The organism is Agrobacterium sp. 22-226-1 (assembly GCF_053522345.1).
In genome coordinates this window covers 590,174-612,123 of the sequence record NZ_JBNWCP010000002.1, presented here as the reverse complement: position 1 = coordinate 612,123, position 21,950 = coordinate 590,174, and the positions used below count along the sequence as shown (strand labels likewise).

Sequence of the window (21,950 nt, the reverse complement as noted above, 5' to 3'; positions counted from 1 at the left end):
GCTCACAGCCCTCGGCGCGATAATGCGGCACATCGTCGTGATCGCAAACGCCAGGCTCAAAGAGTATGAAAACATCCAAACAAGACTGACTTGATGAGGACTTATGCGTGTCATGACCGCATTTCTTAGCCCGCGTTTTCAACCTTCACGGAACTGTTTCGCTGTCGGTATAGGCTTGCGTTCGTCATCTTCGGGTATAGAAGAGAAGAACGAGAAGCATGTTTTCTCATCATGATCATAGTGGCGGAAGAGGGCGCTCCGGTGCCCGGCGGTCCGCCCTCCGCCGGCAACCGAATGAAGAAGAAGGTCCTCCCATGCGCACTCCCAAACCCGTTGTCCTGACTATTCTCGATGGCTGGGGGCTGAACGAGGACACATCCAGCAATGCGCCGGTGCTGGCGAATACGCCCACCATGGACCGGCTTTTCGCCACCTGCCCGAATGCGAGGCTCACCACATTCGGCCCGAATGTCGGCCTGCCCACCGGGCAGATGGGCAATTCGGAAGTCGGCCACACCAATATCGGCGCCGGCCGCATCGTCGCCATGGATCTCGGCCAGATCGATCTGGCGATTGAGGATGGCAGCTTTTTCCGCAATGCGGCGATGCTTGATTTCGCCGCCACGGTGAAGGCCGCGGGCGGTGTGGCGCATCTGATGTGCGTCGTTTCCGATGGCGGCGTCCATGGTCATATCCTCCACGGCCAGGCGGCGGTGAGGCTGATGATCAGCCACGGTCTGAAGGTCGTGGTACATGCCATCACCGACGGCCGCGATGTCGCGCCGCAATCGGCTGAAGATTTTGTGGCGGCACTGGTGGCAAGCCTGCCGCAGGGAGCAAGCATCGGCACGGTGATCGGCCGCTATTATGCGATGGATCGCGACAATCGCTGGGAGCGCGTCGAGAAAGCCTATGACGCCATGGTTCTGGCGAAAGGCGAACACGCGCGGGATGCGGTGAGCGCCGTTGCCCAGAGCTACAAAAACAACGTCACCGACGAATTCATCCTGCCGACGGTGATCGATGGTTATGAAGGTTTCAAGGCCGGCGACGGCCTGTTCTGCCTGAATTTCCGCGCCGACCGTGCCCGTGAAATCCTGCTCGCCATCGGGGCGGACGATTTCGACGGTTTTCCGCGCGAAAAGCCCGTCCTTTCGGCGCTGCTCGGCATGGTGGAATATTCCACCCGGCACAATGATTTCATGACCACGGCCTATCCCAAGCGCGATATCGTCAATACGCTGGGCGAATGGGTGGCGAAGCAGGGGCTTACGCAGTTCCGCCTCGCCGAGACGGAAAAATATCCACATGTCACCTTCTTCCTGAATGGCGGCAAGGAAGAGCCGGAGGTCGGCGAAGACCGCTTCATGCCGAAATCCCCGAAGGTTGCGACCTACGATCTGCAGCCGGAGATGAGCGCGCCGGAAGTGACGGAAAAATTCGTCGAGGCGATAGGCAAGGGTTACGATCTGATCGTCACCAATTATGCCAACCCCGATATGGTCGGCCATACTGGCGATCTGCAGGCCGCAATCAAGGCCTGTGAAGCCGTGGATCGTGGGCTTGGTGCGGTCGTTGCCGCCCTCGAAAAAGTGGGTGGCGCGATGCTTGTCATTGCTGACCACGGCAATTGCGAAACCATGGTCGACCCGGTGACCGGTGGCCCGCATACGGCGCACACCACCAATCCGGTGCCGGTGATCCTTTTCGGTGGCCCTGAAGGTGCGAAGCTGCATGACGGCATTCTCGCCGATGTCGCGCCCACCCTGCTGCAACTGATGAATGTGCCGCTGCCGCCGGAAATGACAGGCAAAAGCCTGATCGACCTCTAGTCACATGCCGTCGCGCGGGAGCGTTCCAGCCCCGCGCGACTGCCCGTTCCCCGCGCGCCGAACGAGCGTTTGCGTTATGGCTGCTTTGCGTAGAGGCGGTCGTGAACCAGCATGCCGACAATCATGGCGCCGACGAAAAGAACGACCGGCATCAGCCCGAGGGCGAGAGCCGATAGTGCCGGGCCGGGGCAGAAACCGGCAAGCCCCCAACCGACGCCGAAAATGGCCGAGCCTGTTATGAGCGGCCGGTCGATGCGGGTTTTTGCCGGAAGACTGAAATCCTCTGCTAGGACCGGTTTGGCGAGACGTCGGCTGAGCAGCACACCCGGCACGGCGACCATCACAGCACCGCCGAGGACAAACATCAGGCTCGGGTCCCAATGGCCGCTCGCCACGTCGAGAAAACCGGAAACGCGAGCCGGATCGACCATGCCTGACAGCGAGAGGCCGAAGCCGAACAGCGCTCCCGCGGCCAATGCCAGGGTAACACGCGCAACGGCCGGATTTTTCATGACAGGGCTCCCTTTATCGTCGCGGCGCAAATGCCGGTGATCAGGAAGGTGGCGGTCGCGGCGATGGAGCGCCGGGAAAATCGCGCCAGCCCCATGATGCCATGGCCGGACGTGCAGCCGGAGCCCATGCGTGTGCCAAAACCCACCAGCAGACCGGCAATGAGGATGAGCGGCCATGGTGAAACTATGGTGACGGCAGGCAGCCGACCGAATGCGGCGGCATGGATATAAGGCCCGGCCAGCAAGCCGGCGATGAAGGCGAAATCGACAAGACGCCGCTCCCTGCCGAGCATTTTTCCCATGATCCCGCTGATGCCGGCAATGCGGCCGTTGAAAAGAAACAGCAGAATGCTGGCAAGACCGAGCAGCATGCCACCGAAAAGAGAGGGCCAGTAGGGGCTCACGGGGTCTCCTCCGGCGCGCAGAATATGGTGTAAAGGGCCTCGATCAGTTGCGCCGCTTTCGCTTCGCTTAGTTGGTAGAAGATTTGCTTGGCGTCGCGCCGGGTTTCGACCACACCGGCTTCCCGCAGGACGCCCAGCTGCTGGGAAAGCGTCGGCTGGCGAATATCCAGCTTCACCTCCAGCTCACCAACGGAAAACTCCCCCTGCGCCAGCGTGCAGGCGAGCATCAGCCGCGCGGGATGGGCAAGCGTTTTAAGAAGCAGCGCGACCTCGACAGCCCGCTCTTCCATGGCGGGGAGAGGGATTTCTGCAATATGCCGGGGCTTTTCCAGCGCGTTTTTCTTTACCATATGCTGCCCTCCAGCACGTCGAGCGGGAATTTCAGGTAACGCTTGCCATTCGCTTCCGGCTCCGGCAGGCGGCCGCCGCGAATATTGACCTGCAGGGCGTGGAGAATGAGCTTCGGCATCGGCAATGTGCGATCCCGCGCTTCTCTGAGACGGATGAAACCCTCCTCCGTCATGCCGGCAAGATGCGGATTGCTGCGCTTCTGTTCGCCGACCGTGCTTTCCCATTTAGGCGCGCGGCCGCCGGGCTGATAATCGTGGCCGGTGAAAAGCCGTGTTTCGTCGGGAAGGGCGAGAATGTCCTGGATCGATGCCCAGAGTTCCCTGGCGCTGCCGCCGGGGAAATCGGCGCGCGCGGTGCCGGAATCGGGCATGAAAAGCGTATCGTGCACAAAGGCGGCATCACCCACCACATAGGTCACGGAGGCGAGCGTGTGGCCGGGCGAAAACAGCACGCGCGCTTCAAGGGAGCCGATATTGAACCTGTCGCCCGCCTCGAACAGCCGGTCCCATTGCGAGCCGTCGGTTTCGAAATCCGCCCAGTTATATTTCTCCTGCCAGAGCTTCTGTACGCCGGTGACTTTCGCGCCGATCGCCGTCTGCGCGCCGGTCTTCTGCTTCAGATAATGGGCGGCGGAAAAATGGTCGGCATGCGGATGGGTATCGAGAATCCATTCCACCGACAGGCCCTGGCTCTCCACATAGTCCAGAATGGCGTCGGCATTCATCGTTCCGGTTGCGCCGGATTTCTCATCGAAATCATAGACCGGGTCGATAATGGCGCAGCGCCCGGTCGAGGGATCGGACACGACATATTGCACGCTCCATGTGCGCGGATCGAAGAATGCCTTGACGTGCGGAACCGCCGCCGCACGCCGTTCCAGCCAGCGGGTGGCGCCGGAAAGGTCAAAGCCATGCGCCTTGCCGAAAGCCTCGATATCGTCCCTTTCGATGCGCCCATCCAGTGCTTCCCCAAGAACATGAAGCGTGAGCGCGCGGGTGCCGCCCTTGCAATGGGCAAAAACAGGGCCTTCCGCTTCCCCCATTTTCTGCTGGAAGGCGCGGATATCGGCTTCGGTAATGGTAGGGCCGCTGACCGGGATGAAACCATAATCCATGCCCGCCGCGCTGGCGGCGCTTTTTTCCTGCGCATTGCCCGGCTGACCGGGCTCTTCCCCATCAGGCCGGGCGTTGATGATGCTTTTATAACCCTGGGCGGAGAGCGATGGGAAATCGGCGATCATCGGCTGGCCCGCAACTGTCAGACGCTCGTTGATCTTCACGGCATTCATCGGCATCTCCTGTTGTAATAATTTAATATATATTATCATATAATGTATATTGTTTGTTTACAAGGGCGCGGACCGCCTTCGTTTCCGAATGTCTCCTGCCGTATTTTCAGGAAAGGTTCGGAAGGAAATCCTAGAGGCGGGATTTCTTCGTTTTGTGACGGGTTGGCGGAGATTGCCTGTATTTGACATGCAAAAACATGCCTTGCGCCCGAAATATTGGGGCACAAGGCATGTTCGCGAAAAGCGGTTCGAATTCAGGCTCGTTTCAGACGGCGAGCCTGCGGCGTGTCGCCTTCCAGCCAAGACAGATGGCTGCAACAAGCAGAACCGTCTGGGCGACCACGAAGGGCGGTTCATTGCCGTTCGGCGCCAGGTTGTTGAGTGTTTCGACCTTGAGAAAAGCCTGAACGATCAACACGAACATATTGAGATAAAGGCTGATCGTGGCGGTGATCGTATAAATGATGCGCGCCCTGCCATTCAGACCGTATCCATAAAGCGCAACCAGTGCGATTGCCAGAACGAGGGTCGAGATGATGCCGACGCCGAGTGCCGGTGTGAAATTTCCGATTGGAAACAGGAAGCCGGTAAGCGTGGTGGCGAGCGTGGTGACGAGGAAAATCGCCATCATGCGGGGCATCCACCGCCCCGCCGCATAAGCGGGTAGGGCGATCAGTCCGGTGGCAATGCCGATGAAGCTTAAGCCCACATGCAATGCCGTGAATTGGGGAATGGTCAGTCCGAGGATCATGATACGTCTCCCTCTATTCGGTTTTGGCTGCACGATACCGGCTGGCGGCAAGTGCATGCGACAGATTGGGCCTTAACGCCGCGCGCGCTGCAAGGAAATTTTCGAGATCGGCCGTATCCGGCAGGGAAGGAATGGTCAGCGCTTCGCCGAGATCGAGGCCGGCAAGGGCCGCATCCACCATCTCGTAAACATCCATGACCATGGCGGCCGGAATGGCATCGAGCCTTTCCTCTTCCCAGATCGCCGTGCGGGTGATGCCCGGCAGGACGGCCTGAACCCGCACGCCGGAGGGTGAAAGCTGCGCCTGCAGCGCCTCGGTGAAGGCAAGTACGAAGGCCTTGGTGGCCGGGTAGACGGCGGTGAACGCCGCCGGCATCAAAGCTGTGACCGAGGTGATGTTGATGATCGTGCCCCTGCCATCGGCGGCAAGGCGCGGTGCGATGGCCGCCGCAAGCCGGGTGACGGCAAGAATGTTGAGGTTGATCATCGTCGTCACATAGGCCGGGTCCAGCGCCGTGATCGCGCCCTCGCCGGCAATGCCGGCATTGTTGACGAGGCCGGTAATCCGCCGGTCCTCACGCAGCCGCACCTCCACCTTTTCGAGGTCTTCCGCCCTGGAAAGATCGGCGGAGAGAACCTCGACTGCGATGTGATGATCCTTTTCCAGCTGTGCGGCCAGCGCCTTCAGCTTCTGGGCACGCCGCGCCACGAGAATGAGATCATGGCCGCGCTTTGCCAGACGTTCGGCATAGACCGCGCCGATGCCGTCGGATGCGCCGGTGATGAGAAATGTATTCTGTGTCATGTCCGTGTCTCCTTGTGCGGCGGTTTCAGGCGTTGATGAAGGCGAGAAGGTCGGCGTTGAACCGGTCCTGATGGGTCTGCGTCAGGCCATGGTCGGCGCCCTCATAGATTTTGAGAACCGCATGTTTGACGATTTTGACCGTGGAAAGCGCGGAAGCGCCGACCGGCACGATCTGGTCGTCATCGCCGTGCAGAACCAGCGTCGGTTTGTCGAAGGCCTTCAAATCCTGATGGAAGTCGCTTTCCGAAAAGGCGCGAATGCTGTCGAGCTGACCTTTCAGGCCGCCCATCATGCCCTGCCGCCAGAATTCGTCGCGAATGCCTTCGGATATCACGGCACCCTCGCGGTTGTAGCCGTAAAAGGGAATGGTCAGGTCCTTGAAGAACTGGCTGCGATTGTCATAGGTGCCCTTGCGGATACCGTCGAAAACATCGATCGGCAGGCCGATGGCATTGCTTTCCGTCTTCAGCATCAGCGGCGGTACCGCGCCGATGAGGGCGATTTTCGCGACGCGGGCCGTGCCGTGGCGGCCGATATAGCGTGTCACCTCGCCGCCGCCGGTGGAATGGCCGACCAGAATGATGTCGTGAAGATCGAGCTGTTCGATCAGCTCGGCCAGATCGTCGGCATATTGATCCATGGTATTGTTATGCCAGACCTGATCGGAGCGGCCGTGGCTGCGGCGGTCATGGGCGATGGTGCGGAAACCGTGATTGGCGAAGAACACCATCTGCGCATCCCATGTATCGGCGCTGAGCGGCCAGCCATGGGAAAAGATGATGGGCTGGCCGTCTTTCGGGCCCCAGTCCTTGTAAAAAATATGCGTTCCGTCTCTGGTGGTGATCGTTGTCATGGCTCTCTCTCCTGTTGCAGGGAGCTTGCTTGCGTCCCGTGGGAATAGAGATACTCTGGAGGTCGCCGGGGCTGGATTGGCGCTTCTGACAGAAAACGAGCCGAAACTGACAAAACGGGGTGTGGGGCGCATGGCAGGTGTAACGGGAAGCGCGCTGGAAGTGGGGTTGGTCCTCTATCGGGACTGTCAGATCGCCATGGTACATGGCATCACCGATCTTTTTGCCATCGCGTCGGTATTTTCACAGGATCGCGGCGGGCCGAAATTGCGGGTTAGCCACTGGAGCATGGGCGAGAGCGGTGAATTTTCCCGCTGTCATGACACCGAGCCCGGCAGGCCGGGACATCCCGACATTTTCGTCGTACCCGGCCGGTTGACCGGGCCTGCTGAAATCGCTGAAGCCGAACCTTACGCCCGCTGGCTGCTGGATCGGCATGCGCAGGGCGCGACGCTGGCCGCCAGTTGCGGCGGCTCCTTCATCATCGCCGCGACCGGTCTTTTGTCCGGCCGCCCGGCCACGACCCACTGGCTGTTTGCCGAGCGGTTCCGCGACCGTTTTCCCGATATCCGGCTGGAGATCGACAAGATCGTCATCGAGGATGGCGATATCATCACGGCTGGCGGGCTGATGGCGTGGACCGATCTTGGCCTGCGCATCGTCGACCGACTGCTCGGACCTTCGGTGATGATCGAGACCGGAAAGTTCCTGCTGATCGATCCTTCGGGGCGTGAACAGCGCCATTATAGCAGCTTTGCCCCAAGGTTGACGCATGGCGATGAGCCGATCCTGAAGGTGCAACACTGGTTGCAGGCCCGCGCCGGGCGGGCGACGAGCGTTGCCGACATGGCCGGCCATGCCGGGCTGGAGGAGCGGACCTTCTTGCGCCGCTTCAAGGCGGCGACCGGCATGAAGCCCATCGAATACGTCCAGCATCTGCGGGTCGGCAAGGCGCGGGAATTGCTGGAATTCACCCGCCGTTCGGTCGATCAGATCGCCTGGTCGGTGGGCTATGAGGATTCAGCCGCTTTTCGCCGGGTGTTTCACCGTATTCTCGGTCTCTCACCGGGTGAATATAGAAGCCGCTTTTCCAGCAGTGCGGCCATGGCTGCGGCGTGAGGGTGGCCAACCGTCCCGGCGGCGCGGGTCCCGACCCTTGCAATGTCGCGGGCGTTTGCTAACATGCCAGACAAGTTTAAAACAGGTGGGCCGGAATGGACGTTGAGAGCAGCACGAAGCAGGGGGTATCGCTCGCGGCGAAAATCAGTTCGGCGTTGCGGCGGGATCTGTCGGAGGGTGTGTTCCGCCCCGGGGACCGTCTTCCAAGCGAAAGCGAACTGACGCGTGAATATTCCGTCAGCCGAACCGTGGTGCGCGAGGCCATCGCCATTCTGCGCGCCGATGGCCTTGTTGAAGCCCGCAAGGGCGCGGGCGTTTTTGCCGTCGAAGTAAAACCGGCCAAGGAGCTGCCCTTTAACGATCTGGCCGTCGGGCGAATTTCCTCGGTGATCGAATTGCTGGAATTGCGCACCGTTTTCGAGGTCGAATCCGCCGGGCTTGCGGCATCGCGCCGTTCCGCCGTGCAGGTGGAGGCGATTGTGGATGCGCATCGGCGCGTTGGTGATTGTCTCGCCGCCGGCCTGCCGACGCGGGACGCCGATTTCGAGTTCCATCTGGCCATTGCACAGGCGACGCAGAACAGGCGTTTCCCGGAATTCCTTCAACTCATTCGCTCCGGCATCATTCCCCGCGGCGAATTGCAGGGTGCGGCGCCAGGATCTCGTCCCAAGGACTACAACCTGCATCTCCAGGAGGAGCATGCAAGGATCGTCGACGCCATCATCGAAGGCGATGCCGATGCCGCCCGCCAATATATGGCGGCGCATCTGCGCGGCAGTCTTGAGCGCTACAAGGTGCTTCTGCGCTCCCGCACCGCGGTGGAGTGATCCTGAAATGGCCGATATGTCAATGGTTTACGCAGTTGCCCGCCGATAGAAGGCCAGCGAAGCGGCGAGCGTCAGAAGCGCGCCGCCGCAAATCCGGTCGAGCCACAGGGCTCCGGATTTCCGCAACAGCCGGACGGCCCGCGAGCCGAGCAGGGCATATCCGAACATCACGATGAAATCGATGCCGGCGAAGATCAGCGCAAGCGCCGCATATTGCTGGATCTGCGGCGCGGCGGGATCGATGAATTGCGGCAGGAAAGCCGAAAAGAACAGATATCCCTTGGGGTTGGTCACCGCCACGAGAAAGCTCTTGAGGAAAATCGAACGGGCGGAAGCGACCCCGTTGGCCTCTGCGGATTGAAGAGCACCATCGAGCGTGCCTCTTGAGCGCAAAAGCATGATGCCGAGGAAGGCAAGATAACAGACGCCCACCCATTTGACGACGCCGAACCAGAATTCGGAGGCCGCGAGCAGGGCGCCCAGTCCCAGCGCAGCCGCGCCGATCAGGACGAAATCCGAGAGAACAGCGCCAGTCATGCCGATCATGGCGCGGCGTATTCCGAATCTCGAGCCATTGGCAAGCGCCAGCAAAACGGTGGGGCCCGGTGTCGCAATTCCGATAAAGGCGACCACGGCAAATGCCAGAAGCGTCATCTCAGCCATATTTCCTTCCCCCTGAAGGCGCGGACGTCATCGGCATCATGGCCGGGGGACAGGTATCCGCGCATTCCGCAAGGCGGAGAATACAGGCTTTTGCGGTTGCGGCAACGAAGGCACTTATCCCCAAAACAAAAACGAAAGCCGGGTGAGCCCGGTCTGAAATTTCCACCCCGGACACATATTTCGGAACCTCGTCCAATACAGATTTCGCTGGCATGCGCTTGACAGTCTCCAACACCTGTGACAACTTGCGGATAGTTGTCAGACAGGATTGCGCCCTGGTCACTTGCGCGGTCGATCTCTGGCAAGGGAGGAATCATGTCAAAAAGACGCCTTTCGCTGTATGGCCTGTCCGGCCAGATCGGAAGTATTGCGGTTACGCTGCTTGGATTGCTGTTGCTGACCTTTTTTATCGGCCGCCTGATGCCCGCCGATCCCGTGCGGGCGATTGTGGGCGAGGACGCGACGCGCGAAACCTATGAACAGGTCTATCACGCGCTCGGTTTCGACCGTCCGCTGTGGCAACAGTTCTTCTATTATCTGGGAGACGTGTTTACCGGCGACTTCGGAACCTCGATCCGCACCGGCCGTCCGGTCATCGAAGACATCATCAGGGTCATGCCGGCGACGATGGAGCTTGCGACCTTCGCGATCCTGATCGGCGCCGGCCTCGGCATTCCCATGGGCGTTTATGCCGCCGTCAACAAAGACCGCTGGCAGGATCATCTGGTGCGGGTGCTCAGCCTGTTCGGCCATTCCATGCCGATCTTCTGGACCGGCATGATCGCGCTGATCGTTTTTTACGCCCATCTCGGCCTCGTTGGCGGCGGTGGCCGCATGGACCAGTTCTATATCGGTCTGGTGGAGGAGCGGACGGGCTTTCTGCTGATAGACAGCCTGCTTGCGGGTGACACGGAAGTGTTCTGGTCGGCGATCAACCATCTTATCCTTCCCGCCGCCCTGCTCGGTTATTCCTCCTCGGCCTATATCACCCGCATGACGCGCAGCTTCATGCTGGATCAGCTGGGCCAGGAATATGTGACGACGGCCCGCGTCAAAGGCCTGTCTCAGAGGCAGACGGTGTGGCTGCATGCTTTTGGCAATATCCGCGTGCAGCTGGTCACCATCATTGCCCTTGCTTACGGCTCGCTGCTGGAAGGCGCGGTGCTGATCGAGACCGTCTTCGCCTGGCCGGGTTTCGGGCAATATCTCACCAGCAATCTTATCATCGGCGACATGAATGCCGTGATGACCTGCGTTCTCATCGTCGGCGTCATCTTCATCGGGCTCAATCTCCTGTCCGACATTCTCTACCGCTTTTTCGATCCGAGGACCCGCTGATGACGGCCCGTACAGACACCTCCTTCCGCCTTCCGGTGCCCTTGAACGCGCTGAAGAACATCGTCGTTTTCCTCCTGAAAAGCCCGACATCGGCCTTCGGTCTGGCCGTCCTGCTGCTGCTCGTCATCGCCGCGATTTTCGCGCCCTGGCTTGCGACGCATGACCCCTACGCGCAGGATCTCGCCAATACGCTGCAGGCGCCGGGTAATGGCCACGTCTTTGGTACGGACGAGTTGGGACGCGATATCTATAGCCGCCTTCTCTGGGGCGCACGCATCACACTCACCATCATCTCGCTGGTGTCGATCATCGTCGGTCCCGTCGGGCTTCTGGTCGGCACGGCTTCCGGTTATCTCGGCGGCAAGTTCGACACGGTGATGATGCGCATCACGGATATTTTCCTGTCCTTCCCGAGCCTCATCCTGTCGCTCGCCTTCGTCGCAGCACTTGGGCCCAGCCTTAACAATGCGATCATTGCGATTGCGCTCACCTCCTGGCCGCCGATTGCGCGTCTTGCCCGTGCCGAAGCCATGACCTTCCGCAAGGCGGATTACATTGCCGCTGCGCGGCTTCAGGGCGCATCGCCGCTACGCATCATCGTCAAGTCGATCATGCCCATGTGCCTGCCTTCGGTCCTCATCCGCCTGACGCTGAACATGGCGACCGTCATTCTCACCGCCGCCGGCCTCGGCTTCCTCGGCCTCGGCGCGCAGCCGCCGCTGCCGGAATGGGGGGCGATGATCGCCACCGGACGGCGTTACATGCTGGATAGCTGGTGGCTCGTCACCTTCCCCGGCATTGCGATCCTCTCCGTCAGCCTTGCCTTCAATCTTCTGGGTGATGGCCTGCGGGATGCGCTCGATCCGAAGCAGATGAACCGGAGATAGGGCCATGGAAAAAACAATCCTCGACGTCGAAAATCTCCGCATCCGCTATGGCGGCTCGCCCATCGAGGCGGTGCGTGGCATCTCCTTCACTCTTGGCCGGGAACGGCTCGGCATCGTCGGCGAAAGCGGCTCGGGCAAATCCACCGTCGGCCGCGCCCTGCTGCGCCTTCTGCCATCGGCGACGATCACCGCCGACAGGCTGGATTTCGATGGTCTCGATCTTCTCTCCCTCGATGAGAAGGAGATGCTGAAGGTTCGCGGCCGGCGCATGTCGATGATCCTTCAGGATCCGAAATTCTCCCTCAACCCCATCCGCCGGGTCGGCGATCAGGTGACGGAGACTTATCTGCGCCACTTCAAGGCGTCGAAAGCCGAGGCCAAGGAAAAGGCGCTGGCCATGCTCGATGCGGTGAAGATTCGCGATGCCGAACGTGTCTATGAGCAATATCCGCATGAGATTTCCGGCGGCATGGGTCAACGTGTCATGATCGCCATGATGCTGCTTGCCGATCCCGATCTCGTCATTGCGGATGAGCCGACCTCGGCGCTTGATGTGACGGTGCGGCTGCAGGTGCTGAATATTCTCGACGGTCTGGTGCGCGATCGCGGCATCGGCCTCATCATGATCAGCCACGACCTTAATCTCGTGCGCAATTTCTGCGACCGGGTGCTCATCATGTATTCCGGCCGGGTGGTGGAAACGCTCGCCGCACGCGATCTCGATCAGGCGCAGCACCCCTATACGCGCGGCCTGCTGGCGGCGCAGCCGCGTATCGGCGGCTCGCGTGCGCCGCTTGCGGTGCTGGATCGCCGCCCCGAATGGCTGGAGGAGAACGTATAATGGCCGTTTCCGTTGAAACCCGCGATCTTTCCATCACCTTCGGCAGCGGCCATACGGCGCTGAAAGTGCTGCCTTCCGTATCCTTCCGCGTCGAGCCGGGCGAGTGCTTCGGCCTGGTCGGCGAAAGCGGATCGGGCAAATCCACCGTGCTTCGCTGCGTCTCCATGCTCAACGATTTCTGGACCGGTGACATCCTCATCGATGGCAGGTCGGTACGCGATATGCCGCTGATCGAGCGGTGCCGCATGCTGCAAATGGTGTTTCAGGACCCCTACGGGTCGCTGCATCCGCGCCAGTCCGTGCGCACCGTGCTTTCGGAATCGCTTGCGATCCACAAGCTCGGCGATCGGGAAGAGCGGATGCGCAAGGTCATCACGGATGTCGGACTGCCCATCTCTTTCCTCGACCGCTTCCCGCACCAGCTTTCCGGCGGTCAGCGGCAGCGTGTGGCGATTGCCCGGGCGCTGATCCTCGAACCGTCGCTGCTTTTGCTAGACGAGCCGACGTCTGCGCTCGATGTCTCGGTGCAGGCGGAAATCCTCAACCTCCTCCAGCGCCTGCGGGAAGAGCGCGGCTTCACCTATATCATGGTGACCCACGATCTCGCCGTCGTCGATCACATGTGCGACCGCTTCGCGGTGATGCTGCGCGGCGAAATCACCGAAATCCTGCCGCGCGAGGCTATCGCCGGCAATGGCGCGACGCATTCCTATGCGCGCGAACTGATCGGCGCCTCGCTGGAATATGAAGGCGCGTGACGGCTCCAAGACCGTGACCGTCCTCCTCCGGGGCGTCACGGATAATAACATCCTCCTTCCTTGCCCGGCCTCCCTGCCGGGCATTTTTTTGGAATGGCTACGGCGGGGATGGCGGACCGCCAATTACGCCTAGGCTACTGACATAGTGCGAGACCCGCCTTCCGTCATGCCGGACTAGATCCGGCATCCAGCCACGGCGCGTCTGCGCCGTGAATGGACTCTCTCGCGATCAAGGACTTGATCGCACTAGACCCCGGATCTAGTCCGGGGTGACGGAGTGGAGGCTTCGCTTGTGCCTAACATATTGGGTGCGTGGGGCTTTGTTACAGCAAAAAGGCGCGGGGTTAGCCGCGCCTTTTCTTATTCGAGAATAGGCGGCGAATTACCGCTCCTTGCTCACCTCTTCAAACCGCGAAAGCCAGGGGCTGACGATCATGCCCTTCACGTCACTGCGGAAGGCGGCGGTGTCGATGACTTCGGAGAATGGCTGAATGGACATGACGATCTCGTCCATATAGCCCTGCAGGTCCTCATAAAGCTTCGTCTGTTTCGCCACATCGCGCTCGACCAAGGCTGCCTCGATCATCTTGTTCAGCTTCTCATCGAAGAAGCTGGTGCGCCAGCTCTGGTAATTGGTGAGCTTGGCATCATCGGCATTGTTGGGGTTATAGGCGATGGAGCGCAGGTTGTTGTCCGGATGCGGCTGCTGGCCGCCGCCGCCGCGGCCGAGTAGCAGTTCGAAATTCCGCTCGCGCATGGCGCCGTAGATCTGGTCGCCGGAGCCGCTGATCAGTTCGGCCTGAATACCAGCCTGCGCCAGCGTGTTCTGTATCGCCGTTGCCGCCTTCATGAAGGGGTCTTCCGAAAGCACGCGCAGCGTGGTCTTGAAACCGTTAGGATAACCGGCCTCGGCCAGAAGCGCCTTGGCTTTTTCGATGTCGAGCTTGTAGCCCTGATCCGGCAGCGCGCCCATGACGCCAGTGCTGAGGGAGCGCTGATGCAGCTTGCCGTAATAGGGCATGACCGCCTTGTCGAGACCGTCGTAGTCGATCAGGTAACGCAGGGCCTCGCGCACCTTCTTGTTCGCGAAGCGCTCATCCTTCATCGAAACGCTGAGGTAATAAAAACCGGAACCGGGTGTGGATTCGATGGTGACGGCCTTATCGGCTTCTAGCGATTTCAGGTCCGGGGCCTGCAGGGAATAGGCAACGTCGATATCGCCTTTTTCCAGCATCAGCCGCTGCGACTGCGATTCCGGCAGATGACGCATCAGAATGCGCTTCATCTTTGCCTTCTCACCCCAATAATCGTCGTTGCGGGTGAGGATGATATATTCGTTGGATTTCCACTGCGTCAGCTTGAAGGGGCCGGAGCCGGCGGAATTCAGCGTCAGCCATGCGCCGCCCAGATCGCCGTCCTTCTCGTTCTCAAGCGCCGTCTTGCTGTCGATGATCGAGCCGGGGCCGTTCTGCGCAAGGATCATCAGCAGAAGGTTGGGATCGTCGGGCTTCGGGATATTCAGCACGAAGGTCTGGTCGTTTTCGGCAACGAAGAGCTTGTCGGCCTCTTCCAGCTTGAAACCGCGGGTTTTCAGGAAGGAGGATTGCGCCAAGTTGCGGGCAAGCAGCCGCTTCAGGCTCCACGCCACGTCCTTGGCCGTCACGGCGTTGCCGGAAGCGAATTTGGCATCGGCACGCAGATGGAAACGGATGGATTTCCGGTCTTCGGCAATCTCCCAGCGTTCGGCAAGGCGAGGCTGAACGCTGCGATCTTTCGGGGAAAGCACGACCAGCGTGTCATAGACATTGTTCAGCACCTGCACGGTCTCGCGGCCGGTAATGGCGGTGGGATCAAGGGTGAGGATATTGCTCATGGTCGTGGCGACGATGAGCTGGTCCTTCGGCGTTTCGGCAAAGGCGCTGAGCGGCATAGCGCCGATCAGCAATGCGCCAAGTGCTGCGGTTGCAAGAAAATGTTTCATCTTTCCTCCCAATACGGCCGGTTCATACGGCCTTTCCACGTTTTGATCCACACGCCCGGTTCCTCCTCGGGCGTCGCAGGATCAGCCAAGAATCTCTCTGACCGGAGCTGCGAGCGCCCGACCGATTGCCGCCGTTGCCGGCGCGTCCAGATGCACGCCATCCACCGGTGAGGCGCTGGCAACCGACCCGGCATCGAAAAAGGCATGTCCGAGTTCAGCAGCGAGCTTGCGGTAAAGCGGCGCAAGCCTGAGCGATTGCCCGATGTCCCGCCCACCCGCCGGTTCTCCACCGGGGCCCGCGACGCAGGGCGGCGGGGAGACGATCAGCAGCTTCGGAACGGCCTCACGCGGTTTGTAAATGAAGGTCTCGACGATCTGCGCCAGCCGCCGCATGCCGGAAACAGCGGCTTCCGCACGCCCGCCATGCACCGGTTTGATATCGTTGGTGCCGAGCATGACGATGACGAGATCGAGCGGCATGTGGCAGGACAGCGCGATTTCAAGCGCCCGCGCGCCATTGCGGCAGGCCGGACCGGCATGGTCATCGTAGCAGGTGGTGCGCCCGCCAAGCCCTTCCGGGTGAACCTTCGCCTTTCCGGAAAGCTCCGCCTCCAGCACCTCCGGCCAGCGGTGTTCGGCGGGGTGCCGCAAACCCGTTGCCGGGTCCGCGCCCCAGGTGAGGCTGTCTCCGAAGGCGAGCACCGTTTTCATCGCCCGTTACCTCACCCGGTTGTTGTCGATGAAGGTAAAATCGATGTCCTCGCCAAGGCCCGGCCGGTCAGGGACATGCACGAAGCCGTCGCGGTCCATCGGGTCGGACAGCGACTTCAGATAATCGTGGCCGTCATCATATTCGAGGAAGGGGTGCAACAGGCCGCGCTCATACCAGCGGCAATTCTTGGTGGCGGCGACAACATGAAGGTTCATGGCCGTGTTGCCATGAACCTCGCATTCCATGCCGAAGGCTTCAGCCAGATGCATGGTCTTCAGCGCCGGGGTGATGCCGCCGACATCGTTGACGCCGGTGCGCAGAATATCGCAGGCGCCGGATTTGATCCATTCGGCCCGGTGCCAATGTTTACCTGCCGCACTTTCGGGGCCGACGACCGGAATATCGAGATTGTCGGAAAGCCATTTGTAGGAGGACAGCGATTGCTCATCCATCGGCTCCTCGATCCAGTCGAAGCCGAGTTTTTCGAGACCACGGCCCAGCGCCAGCGCATCGGTGCGGGAATACCAGTGGAAGGCGTCGATCATCAGGCGAATATCGGGTCCGACCGCCTCGCGCACGGCCGCACAGGCCTTGAGATCCATCTTCACATCCGGCGCCCAGCTGACGGGCGGCATCCAGGTGTGCAGCTTGATGCCCTTGTAGCCGCGCTTCACCAGCGTTTCGGCAAAGCGGCCGTAGTCCTCAGGTGTCGCAAGCCCGCCTTCCAGCTCATCGCCACACATGATGGAGCCATAGGCGAGCACCTTGTCGCGATAACCGCCGATCAACTTGTATACAGGTTGATTGAGCGAGCGGCCGGCAAGGTCCCACAAGGCGCAATCGACCACCGCCAATGTGCGGTCCGTCAGCTGCGCAGCCGAACCGCGTTGCCAGTGAGCAAGGTCCTGCCATAGCCGTTCGCGGTCGCGATGGTCTTCACCGATCAGGACTTTCTTGACGAATTTTTCGATCACATGCGGGCGAACGATCTCCGGCGCGGTGAAGGAATGGCCTTCCTGACCGTCCTCGGTGCGGATGGTCAGCATGGCTTGTTCCACCTGATGCGCCGGACCCGGATGCGCGTGACCGGCACTGTCCGAGTGCCGACGGGTCGTCGTGCGGAAAACACGGACCTCGACGTCGGTGATGATCATAATTCCTCCCTCATGCAGGTATGGCAGCGTTTGCGATTGCTGCAATGTCATACATGTATGCGTTATTTGTCAACATGTGTGATAATCTGTATTACATGTTGGTGCCAAAAATCAAGGCCATTTGCGCACGGTGTGCACAGTTCATCGGTGAGACCGGGCTCCTGAGGGAAATTTTGCGTCTTGACGGAAGAAAATCTGACGGGAGGCATGAGCGCGACCTATGCCGAATGGAATTTAATCCATAATTTTAGTAGACTATTGAATCGCGCAATGATCTTTCAACAAAGGTCGGGACTATAAACGAACATGCCGTGCCAGCCGTGCCTGTCATCATGCATTCTGCATGGGTATGCGCAGCATTGAACGGCTGTCCGGAACAGGGATGGCTGCATCTGCGCTGCTGAGCTTCAACAGTCATTTCCGGATGTACAGCCATGCCTCTTTCCCATATCTCCCACTTCGCATTTCTGGTTCCCGGCAATTATCAAGATGATGATCCTGCCGAGGGGATAGAAGAAACCCTGCAGCTTTTCGAAGCCGGAGAGGCGCTGGGTTATCACAGCGCCTGGGTTCGCCAGCGCCATCTGGAACGGGGCGTGTCATCGGCGGCCACTTTCCTCGCGGCGGCATCGCAGCGCACGAAACGGATCGGCCTCGGCACCGCTGTCATTCAGCTTGGTTACGAAAACCCCTTCAGGCTGGCGGAAGATCTGGCCACCGTGGATGTCCTGTCGCGCGGGCGGTTGAATGTCGGGGTTTCGGTGGGCGCGCCACCCTTCGCCCATCTTATTTCGGATTATGTCGATACGGTTCCCGATGCCGATTACAGCCATGCCCGCGCCGAAAAGCTGGCAAGGGCCCTGCGGTCGGAACCGCTATCCAGCGAGACGGAAGCGGGCAATGCCGCCGGCGCGCAGGTGCCGCGCCTGCGTCCAGTCGCCAGGGGGCTGACGGACCGGCTATGGTATGGCGGCGGATCGCAGAATTCCGCGCGCTGGGCTGGGAAGGCGGGCTTCAATCTTCTGACGGGCAATATCGTCAGCGGCGAAAATACCGATGATTTTCTGACCGCGCAGGCGGCGCTGGTCAGCCGCTTCCGGCAGGAATGGGCGCATGAGCGCCAGCCGCGTGTCGCTCTTGGCCGCGTGATCCTGCCGACCGATAGCGCAAGCCCCGCGACCCGCCGCCGTTACAAGGAATTCGCCGCCGGGCGTGACAAGCGCACGACCACGCCGCATGGCGCGCGCCGCACGCTTTTCCTGCCCGATATCGTTGGAACGACGGACGAAATTCTGGAGAGACTGTCGCGCGATCCCGTTCTGCCGCACGTCTCGGAATTCCGTCTCGAACTGCCCTATGAATTCCAGCCGGAAGATTATTGCCAAATCGTCACGGATTTCGCCTCCGTCCTGCCGCAGCTCTCAGGCGGGCAGCCGGTTTTGAAAGTGGCGACGGGCCAATAATATGTTCCGTCCCCGCCATTCCCGCCTCCTGCGGGAGGGGCGGGAGATCGACATTTGCGATAGCGCCACCGCTGCTATTCAATCTGGATAAGGCAGGCCATAGCGGTCGCGGATCGTCGCGCCTTCATATTGGCGCGGGTAAACACCCCGATCCTGAAGCACCGGCACGACCTTTTCGACGAATTCAGCAATGTCGTCGGGTGCTCGCGGCAGCTGCAGGGTGTAACCATCCGGCCTGCTGGGTCTCGTCACGGCTGAAAAGGATGGCGGCTGGGGCGAGGGCATGGAAACGGCACATGCCGTCATTACGGCCATTGCAAAAGGCGATCCGTCGACCGCCCTCATCCTCGCCATGCATTACAGCGTTCATGCCGCGATCCGGCGCGGCAAGTGGCCGGCAGCACTTGCGGCAAAGGTACTGGCCGCCAATAGCAGGGAGCCGGCGCTCCTTAACAATGCGCAGGCGGAGCCGGGTGTCGGTTCGCCGGCCCATGGTGGCCTGCCGGAAACGACGGCGCGGATTGAGGGCGATTTTTGGGTGGTCAATGGCCGCAAGAGCTTCGTCACCGGCCTGCCGGGCCTGAAATGGGCAAGCGTACTTGCCGTGACGACGGAAGAGACGCCGCGTCTCATCCAGCTTCTGGTTCCTCTCGATGCGGCTGGCATCGCTCAGGAAAAAGCATGGGAGGCGACCGGCATGTACGCCACAGCCAGCCATGATCTGGTGCTGGAAGATGTGAAGGTGCCGCTTGCCGATATCGTCGCCGAACAGCCGGCGGACGAGCCGCTGCGGCGCGATGAAGCGGATGGTTATAATTTCTTCGTGCTGCTGGCTTCCGTTTATCACGGTGTCGCGCTTTCGGCGCGAGACGATCTGTTGCGCCATCTGAATGGCCATGTTCCGGCAAGCCTTGGCGCACCGCTGTCCTCCATCCCCCGCATTCAGGAAGGTCTCGGCCAGATCGAAGTGCTGCTGGCGGCGAACCGACGCCTCCTTCTCTCCGTCGCCCGCGATGTCGATGCGGGGGAGCGGGTGGGAACCGATGCGCTGGCCGTTCGCCATGTGGTCATCGACAATGCGGTGGCGGTGACGGATCTGGCGCTGGAGCTTGGCGGCAATCGCGGCCTGCGCCGGGATTACGACCTTGAGCGCCATCACCGCGATGCCATCACGGCAAGGGCGCATGCGCCGCAGAGCCATATGATCCGCACGATTCTCGGCCGTCAGAGCATCAAGGCGGCGGGCGGTTGAAAGCAAAAGGGCGGCCCTGTCCGAGGTGGGCCGCCCATATTCAAGCCACGCCCCTCAATCCCGCAGCAGCGGCAGCAAGCTCTCGCCCTGCCGTTCGATTTCCTTGAGATAGGGCGTGTCGGAAAGCACGAAATGGCTGATGCCCAGCGCGCGGTATTTGCGCAGTGACGCGGCGACATCTTCCGCCGAGCCGACAAGCCATGTGGTTCCCGCCCCGCCGCCGCCGAATTTGCCCGGCGCGGTATAGAGATTGTCGTCCAGCACGTCGCTCTGACGGTGCAAATCCAGCAGGCGGCGCTGGCCGACAGCTACCGCCTGAAGATGGTCGTTCCAGCGTACCCCATTGTTTGCGGCCATTTCGGCAACTTTCGCTTCCGCATCGCGCCATGCCTCGGCTGTGGTTTTTCGCACCAGCGTGGTGATCCGCAGGCCGAATTGCAGCGGCGGCAGATCGCGGTCGAGCTTTTCGCTGAAGTTTCTCAGCCGCTCGATCCTTTCGCGCACGCCGGCGAGCGGTTCTCCCCAGAAGAGCTGCACATCGGCCTCGGTTGCGGCAACCTGCTCGGCCGCTTCGGAAGCGCCGCCGAAATAGAGTTTGGGATGTGGCCGGCCTTCGCGCGCGGCGATGCGCGGCGACACCGTGGAGTTCGCCACCCGGAAATGATCGCCATTAAAAGTGACGTTTTCCTCGGTCCAGAGCCGCCGCACCAGCCGCATGAATTCTTTCGTGCGGGCATAACGCTGCGCCTGATCGCCTTCTTCATCGCCATAGGCGGCAAGCTCATCCCTGCCTGAAACGATGTTGATCCGAACTCGACCGCCGGAAAGCTGGTCGAGCGTGGCGGCGGCCGATGCGAGGTTGGCCGGCTTCCAGTAGCCGGGACGGATGGCGATCAGCGGCTCGAATGTGGTGGTACGCGCCGCAAGCGCCGCCGCCACCGTAAATGTATCCGGACGTCCCCAGCCGGTGCCGATCAGCGCACCTTTCCAGCCATGGGTTTCAAGCGCTTTGGCATGGCTCGTCAATGTATCGAGACTATTGTGGTTTTCGCTGACGGCGTCGCCCCGGTGGCCGGGTTTGACGTCATTGGGGATGTACCAGAGAAATTCGCTCGTGCTGCTCACATTATCCGCCTGAATTTTCGTTTTATGGTGCGGTGGGTGGCCCTGCTGACGTTTGGCCTTTCACCGCTTGTGGCTCCCGAGAGGCGCAAGCCTCCGCAGATGCGAGAATGGCAAAGCGGCGGCGGGGCGGCGAAGCAGCGACGTTTCTTTTGTCATGCGGCGGAGGAAAAGCTTTCCGACTGGAAAGACTATATTGCACATATTTTCTATATAAAAAATTTGAGGAAATGATTCCCTCTGGACGAAATTATTTCCTCCCTGGAGAACGCATTTTCTGCATGATCGAAATTGCCTGGATCGATTTTTCGCGAGGCTTCGAAAGGTGAGCAAGGCAATAGTCGACGGAAATCGCGAAATTCACCATGCTTGCGACATACCGCCCACAACCCATGGAGCAGGCATGTGTACCACCTTGATTGTCCCTGGCCTGAATGGTTCGGATGAAGGACATTGGCAGCGGCACTGGTTGCTGGATGATCCCGACTCGCAGCTGGTCGATCAGGACAATTGGCAATGCCCGGTTCTCGAGGACTGGCTCGATCGTCTCGAGGCCGCGCTGGAAACAGTCGAAAGCGCTTATGTCGTCGCCCACAGCCTCGGTTGCCTGCTGGTGGCGAATATGGCGTCTCGCCCCTCGGCCGCCAAGATAAAGGGCGCGCTTCTGGTCGCACCCGCTCATCTTGATCGCGTGGAGGCGATGCATCCCTGTATCGTCCGGTTCGGTGCGTTTCCGCTGCAACCGCTTGCTTTCCCCAGCCTCGTCGTGGGCAGCATGAACGATCCCTATATGGATTGCGAAGAGCTCGCACGCAGTGCGAGCCTGTGGGGGAGCGATCTCATCAATCTCGGCGCCGTCGGGCACATCAATATTGCCAGCGGCTACGGACGATGGCCTGAGGGTTATGCTCTTTTCGAGCGGTTGAAGGCAGATGGCGCATCGGCAAAGGCGGTGGCCGGATCGAGATTGCACAGATTGACTGCCCTGGGCGAAGCACATTTTTGAGGAAATGACTGATCGTTCGGTTCCGTGTCCGAT

The 21,950-nt window shown here is 60.6% G+C and carries 22 protein-coding genes and 2 pseudogenes; 11 read left to right on the top strand and 13 right to left on the bottom strand.

Features of this window, described 5'->3' with window-relative positions:
- The first annotated feature begins 314 nt into the window (after positions 1 to 314).
- The gene (gene gpmI, locus ACQZ5K_RS05730) at positions 315 to 1,832 is read left to right on the top strand and encodes a 2,3-bisphosphoglycerate-independent phosphoglycerate mutase (RefSeq protein WP_448739848.1); all 1,518 of its coding nucleotides are present in this window, start codon (positions 315 to 317) and stop codon (positions 1,830 to 1,832) included.
- Positions 1,833 to 1,906: 74 nt separating this feature from the next.
- Here the strand turns inward: gpmI and ACQZ5K_RS05725 are convergent, their stop codons facing one another.
- From ACQZ5K_RS05725 to ACQZ5K_RS05695, 7 genes are all read right to left on the bottom strand, one after another.
- Entirely contained in the window at positions 1,907 to 2,344 is a 438-nt protein-coding gene (locus tag ACQZ5K_RS05725; RefSeq protein WP_448739847.1) for a DUF6691 family protein, read from the bottom strand.
- Entirely contained in the window at positions 2,341 to 2,748 is a 408-nt protein-coding gene (locus tag ACQZ5K_RS05720; RefSeq protein ID WP_448739846.1) for a YeeE/YedE family protein, read from the bottom strand. The genes ACQZ5K_RS05725 and ACQZ5K_RS05720 overlap by 4 nt, the downstream gene beginning before the upstream one ends.
- A complete protein-coding gene (bigR, locus tag ACQZ5K_RS05715) occupies positions 2,745 to 3,098 on the bottom strand; it encodes a sulfite-sensing transcriptional repressor BigR (protein WP_448739845.1) in 354 nt (117 codons plus the stop codon). The genes ACQZ5K_RS05720 and bigR overlap by 4 nt, the downstream gene beginning before the upstream one ends.
- Positions 3,092 to 4,387, bottom strand: a complete 1,296-nt coding sequence (blh, locus tag ACQZ5K_RS05710; protein ID WP_448739844.1) for a bifunctional sulfur transferase/dioxygenase Blh — start codon at positions 4,385 to 4,387, stop codon at positions 3,092 to 3,094. Before blh ends, bigR begins: the two co-directional genes overlap by 7 nt.
- A 265-nt stretch (positions 4,388 to 4,652) precedes the next feature.
- Positions 4,653 to 5,138 carry a hypothetical protein gene (locus ACQZ5K_RS05705; protein WP_003524730.1) on the bottom strand — a complete coding sequence of 162 codons (486 nt, stop codon included), beginning with the start codon at positions 5,136 to 5,138 and terminating at the stop codon, positions 4,653 to 4,655.
- 13 nt (positions 5,139 to 5,151) lie between these two features.
- Positions 5,152 to 5,943, bottom strand: coding sequence for an SDR family NAD(P)-dependent oxidoreductase (locus tag ACQZ5K_RS05700; protein WP_448739843.1), 792 nt, complete (start codon positions 5,941 to 5,943; stop codon positions 5,152 to 5,154).
- 25 nt (positions 5,944 to 5,968) lie between these two features.
- Entirely contained in the window at positions 5,969 to 6,796 is an 828-nt protein-coding gene (locus ACQZ5K_RS05695; RefSeq protein ID WP_080819259.1) for an alpha/beta fold hydrolase, read from the bottom strand.
- A gap of 130 nt (positions 6,797 to 6,926) precedes the next feature.
- Here ACQZ5K_RS05695 and ACQZ5K_RS05690 point away from each other — a divergent pair, with 130 nt between their 5' ends.
- Together ACQZ5K_RS05690 and ACQZ5K_RS05685 are read left to right on the top strand one after the other, a co-directional pair.
- On the top strand, positions 6,927 to 7,913 hold the full coding sequence (locus ACQZ5K_RS05690; protein WP_448739854.1) for a GlxA family transcriptional regulator: 987 nt from the start codon (positions 6,927 to 6,929) through the stop codon (positions 7,911 to 7,913).
- A gap of 95 nt (positions 7,914 to 8,008) precedes the next feature.
- The gene (locus ACQZ5K_RS05685; protein ID WP_142780551.1) at positions 8,009 to 8,740 is read left to right on the top strand and encodes a FadR/GntR family transcriptional regulator; all 732 of its coding nucleotides are present in this window, start codon (positions 8,009 to 8,011) and stop codon (positions 8,738 to 8,740) included.
- A gap of 27 nt (positions 8,741 to 8,767) precedes the next feature.
- On the opposite strand, the gene ACQZ5K_RS05680 is transcribed toward ACQZ5K_RS05685, so the two are convergent.
- Positions 8,768 to 9,403, bottom strand: coding sequence for a LysE family translocator (locus ACQZ5K_RS05680; protein WP_448739842.1), 636 nt, complete (start codon positions 9,401 to 9,403; stop codon positions 8,768 to 8,770).
- Between the two features lie 315 nt (positions 9,404 to 9,718).
- Between ACQZ5K_RS05680 and ACQZ5K_RS05675 the strand changes: the two genes are divergently transcribed.
- From ACQZ5K_RS05675 to ACQZ5K_RS05660, 4 genes are read left to right on the top strand one after another with little or no spacing between them, the layout of a single operon-like run.
- Positions 9,719 to 10,741 (top strand): ABC transporter permease, encoded by a 1,023-nt coding sequence (locus tag ACQZ5K_RS05675; RefSeq protein ID WP_448739841.1) that lies wholly within the window; start codon positions 9,719 to 9,721, stop codon positions 10,739 to 10,741.
- Positions 10,741 to 11,628 carry an ABC transporter permease gene (locus ACQZ5K_RS05670; RefSeq protein ID WP_448739840.1) on the top strand — a complete coding sequence of 296 codons (888 nt, stop codon included), beginning with the start codon at positions 10,741 to 10,743 and terminating at the stop codon, positions 11,626 to 11,628. Before ACQZ5K_RS05675 ends, ACQZ5K_RS05670 begins: the two co-directional genes overlap by 1 nt.
- 4 nt (positions 11,629 to 11,632) lie before the next feature.
- The gene (locus ACQZ5K_RS05665; RefSeq protein WP_448739839.1) at positions 11,633 to 12,469 is read left to right on the top strand and encodes an ABC transporter ATP-binding protein; all 837 of its coding nucleotides are present in this window, start codon (positions 11,633 to 11,635) and stop codon (positions 12,467 to 12,469) included.
- The gene (locus ACQZ5K_RS05660; RefSeq protein ID WP_448739838.1) at positions 12,469 to 13,227 is read left to right on the top strand and encodes an ABC transporter ATP-binding protein; all 759 of its coding nucleotides are present in this window, start codon (positions 12,469 to 12,471) and stop codon (positions 13,225 to 13,227) included. The genes ACQZ5K_RS05665 and ACQZ5K_RS05660 overlap by 1 nt, the downstream gene beginning before the upstream one ends.
- Before the next feature lie 382 nt (positions 13,228 to 13,609).
- Here ACQZ5K_RS05660 and ACQZ5K_RS05655 read toward each other — a convergent pair whose 3' ends face one another.
- The 3 genes from ACQZ5K_RS05655 to ACQZ5K_RS05645 all read right to left on the bottom strand — a co-directional run bounded on the left by ACQZ5K_RS05655 (position 13,610) and on the right by ACQZ5K_RS05645 (position 17,074).
- Positions 13,610 to 15,208, bottom strand: coding sequence for an ABC transporter substrate-binding protein (locus ACQZ5K_RS05655; RefSeq protein WP_448739837.1), 1,599 nt, complete (start codon positions 15,206 to 15,208; stop codon positions 13,610 to 13,612).
- Positions 15,209 to 15,289: 81 nt separating this feature from the next.
- Positions 15,290 to 15,919 carry an SGNH/GDSL hydrolase family protein gene (locus ACQZ5K_RS05650; RefSeq protein ID WP_448739836.1) on the bottom strand — a complete coding sequence of 210 codons (630 nt, stop codon included), beginning with the start codon at positions 15,917 to 15,919 and terminating at the stop codon, positions 15,290 to 15,292.
- 6 nt (positions 15,920 to 15,925) lie between these two features.
- Entirely contained in the window at positions 15,926 to 17,074 is a 1,149-nt protein-coding gene (locus tag ACQZ5K_RS05645) for a mandelate racemase family protein (protein ID WP_065657151.1), read from the bottom strand.
- Between the two features lie 434 nt (positions 17,075 to 17,508).
- Here ACQZ5K_RS05645 and ACQZ5K_RS05640 point away from each other — a divergent pair, with 434 nt between their 5' ends.
- On the top strand, positions 17,509 to 18,537 hold the full coding sequence (locus ACQZ5K_RS05640) for an LLM class flavin-dependent oxidoreductase (RefSeq protein WP_448739835.1): 1,029 nt from the start codon (positions 17,509 to 17,511) through the stop codon (positions 18,535 to 18,537).
- A 78-nt stretch (positions 18,538 to 18,615) separates the two neighbouring features.
- Here the strand turns inward: ACQZ5K_RS05640 and ACQZ5K_RS05635 are convergent.
- Positions 18,616 to 18,768: pseudogene (locus ACQZ5K_RS05635) on the bottom strand (NtaA/DmoA family FMN-dependent monooxygenase); the annotation flags it as partial.
- Here ACQZ5K_RS05635 and ACQZ5K_RS05630 point away from each other — a divergent pair.
- A pseudogene (locus ACQZ5K_RS05630) lies at positions 18,767 to 19,789 on the top strand (acyl-CoA dehydrogenase family protein); the annotation flags it as partial. The pseudogenes ACQZ5K_RS05635 and ACQZ5K_RS05630 overlap by 2 nt on opposite strands.
- Positions 19,790 to 19,843: 54 nt before the next feature.
- Here ACQZ5K_RS05630 and ACQZ5K_RS05625 read toward each other — a convergent pair.
- Positions 19,844 to 20,914 carry an LLM class flavin-dependent oxidoreductase gene (locus ACQZ5K_RS05625; RefSeq protein ID WP_448739834.1) on the bottom strand — a complete coding sequence of 357 codons (1,071 nt, stop codon included), beginning with the start codon at positions 20,912 to 20,914 and terminating at the stop codon, positions 19,844 to 19,846.
- A gap of 36 nt (positions 20,915 to 20,950) precedes the next feature.
- Here ACQZ5K_RS05625 and ACQZ5K_RS05620 point away from each other — a divergent pair, with 36 nt between their 5' ends.
- On the top strand, positions 20,951 to 21,145 hold the full coding sequence (locus tag ACQZ5K_RS05620; RefSeq protein ID WP_448739833.1) for a hypothetical protein: 195 nt from the start codon (positions 20,951 to 20,953) through the stop codon (positions 21,143 to 21,145).
- Positions 21,146 to 21,314: 169 nt separating this feature from the next.
- Entirely contained in the window at positions 21,315 to 21,917 is a 603-nt protein-coding gene (locus ACQZ5K_RS05615) for an alpha/beta hydrolase (RefSeq protein WP_448739832.1), read from the top strand.
- Positions 21,918 to 21,950 lie beyond the last annotated feature (33 nt).

What these genes read in the sequence shown, in the direction of transcription:
- gpmI (WP_448739848.1), top strand. Translation starts at nt 315, where the DNA reads ATGCGCACTCCCAAACCCGTTGTCCTGACTATTCTCGATGGCTGGGGG.
- ACQZ5K_RS05725 (WP_448739847.1), bottom strand. Translation starts at nt 2,344, where the DNA reads ATGAAAAATCCGGCCGTTGCGCGTGTTACCCTGGCATTGGCCGCGGGA.
- bigR (WP_448739845.1), bottom strand. Translation starts at nt 3,098, where the DNA reads ATGGTAAAGAAAAACGCGCTGGAAAAGCCCCGGCATATTGCAGAAATC.
- blh (WP_448739844.1), bottom strand. Translation starts at nt 4,387, where the DNA reads ATGAATGCCGTGAAGATCAACGAGCGTCTGACAGTTGCGGGCCAGCCG.
- ACQZ5K_RS05705 (WP_003524730.1), bottom strand. Translation starts at nt 5,138, where the DNA reads ATGATCCTCGGACTGACCATTCCCCAATTCACGGCATTGCATGTGGGC.
- ACQZ5K_RS05700 (WP_448739843.1), bottom strand. Translation starts at nt 5,943, where the DNA reads ATGACACAGAATACATTTCTCATCACCGGCGCATCCGACGGCATCGGC.
- ACQZ5K_RS05695 (WP_080819259.1), bottom strand. Translation starts at nt 6,796, where the DNA reads ATGACAACGATCACCACCAGAGACGGAACGCATATTTTTTACAAGGAC.
- ACQZ5K_RS05690 (WP_448739854.1), top strand. Translation starts at nt 6,927, where the DNA reads ATGGCAGGTGTAACGGGAAGCGCGCTGGAAGTGGGGTTGGTCCTCTAT.
- ACQZ5K_RS05685 (WP_142780551.1), top strand. Translation starts at nt 8,009, where the DNA reads ATGGACGTTGAGAGCAGCACGAAGCAGGGGGTATCGCTCGCGGCGAAA.
- ACQZ5K_RS05680 (WP_448739842.1), bottom strand. Translation starts at nt 9,403, where the DNA reads ATGGCTGAGATGACGCTTCTGGCATTTGCCGTGGTCGCCTTTATCGGA.
- ACQZ5K_RS05675 (WP_448739841.1), top strand. Translation starts at nt 9,719, where the DNA reads ATGTCAAAAAGACGCCTTTCGCTGTATGGCCTGTCCGGCCAGATCGGA.
- ACQZ5K_RS05670 (WP_448739840.1), top strand. Translation starts at nt 10,741, where the DNA reads ATGACGGCCCGTACAGACACCTCCTTCCGCCTTCCGGTGCCCTTGAAC.
- ACQZ5K_RS05665 (WP_448739839.1), top strand. Translation starts at nt 11,633, where the DNA reads ATGGAAAAAACAATCCTCGACGTCGAAAATCTCCGCATCCGCTATGGC.
- ACQZ5K_RS05660 (WP_448739838.1), top strand. Translation starts at nt 12,469, where the DNA reads ATGGCCGTTTCCGTTGAAACCCGCGATCTTTCCATCACCTTCGGCAGC.
- ACQZ5K_RS05655 (WP_448739837.1), bottom strand. Translation starts at nt 15,208, where the DNA reads ATGAAACATTTTCTTGCAACCGCAGCACTTGGCGCATTGCTGATCGGC.
- ACQZ5K_RS05650 (WP_448739836.1), bottom strand. Translation starts at nt 15,919, where the DNA reads ATGAAAACGGTGCTCGCCTTCGGAGACAGCCTCACCTGGGGCGCGGAC.
- ACQZ5K_RS05645 (WP_065657151.1), bottom strand. Translation starts at nt 17,074, where the DNA reads ATGATCATCACCGACGTCGAGGTCCGTGTTTTCCGCACGACGACCCGT.
- ACQZ5K_RS05640 (WP_448739835.1), top strand. Translation starts at nt 17,509, where the DNA reads ATGCCTCTTTCCCATATCTCCCACTTCGCATTTCTGGTTCCCGGCAAT.
- ACQZ5K_RS05615 (WP_448739832.1), top strand. Translation starts at nt 21,315, where the DNA reads ATGTGTACCACCTTGATTGTCCCTGGCCTGAATGGTTCGGATGAAGGA.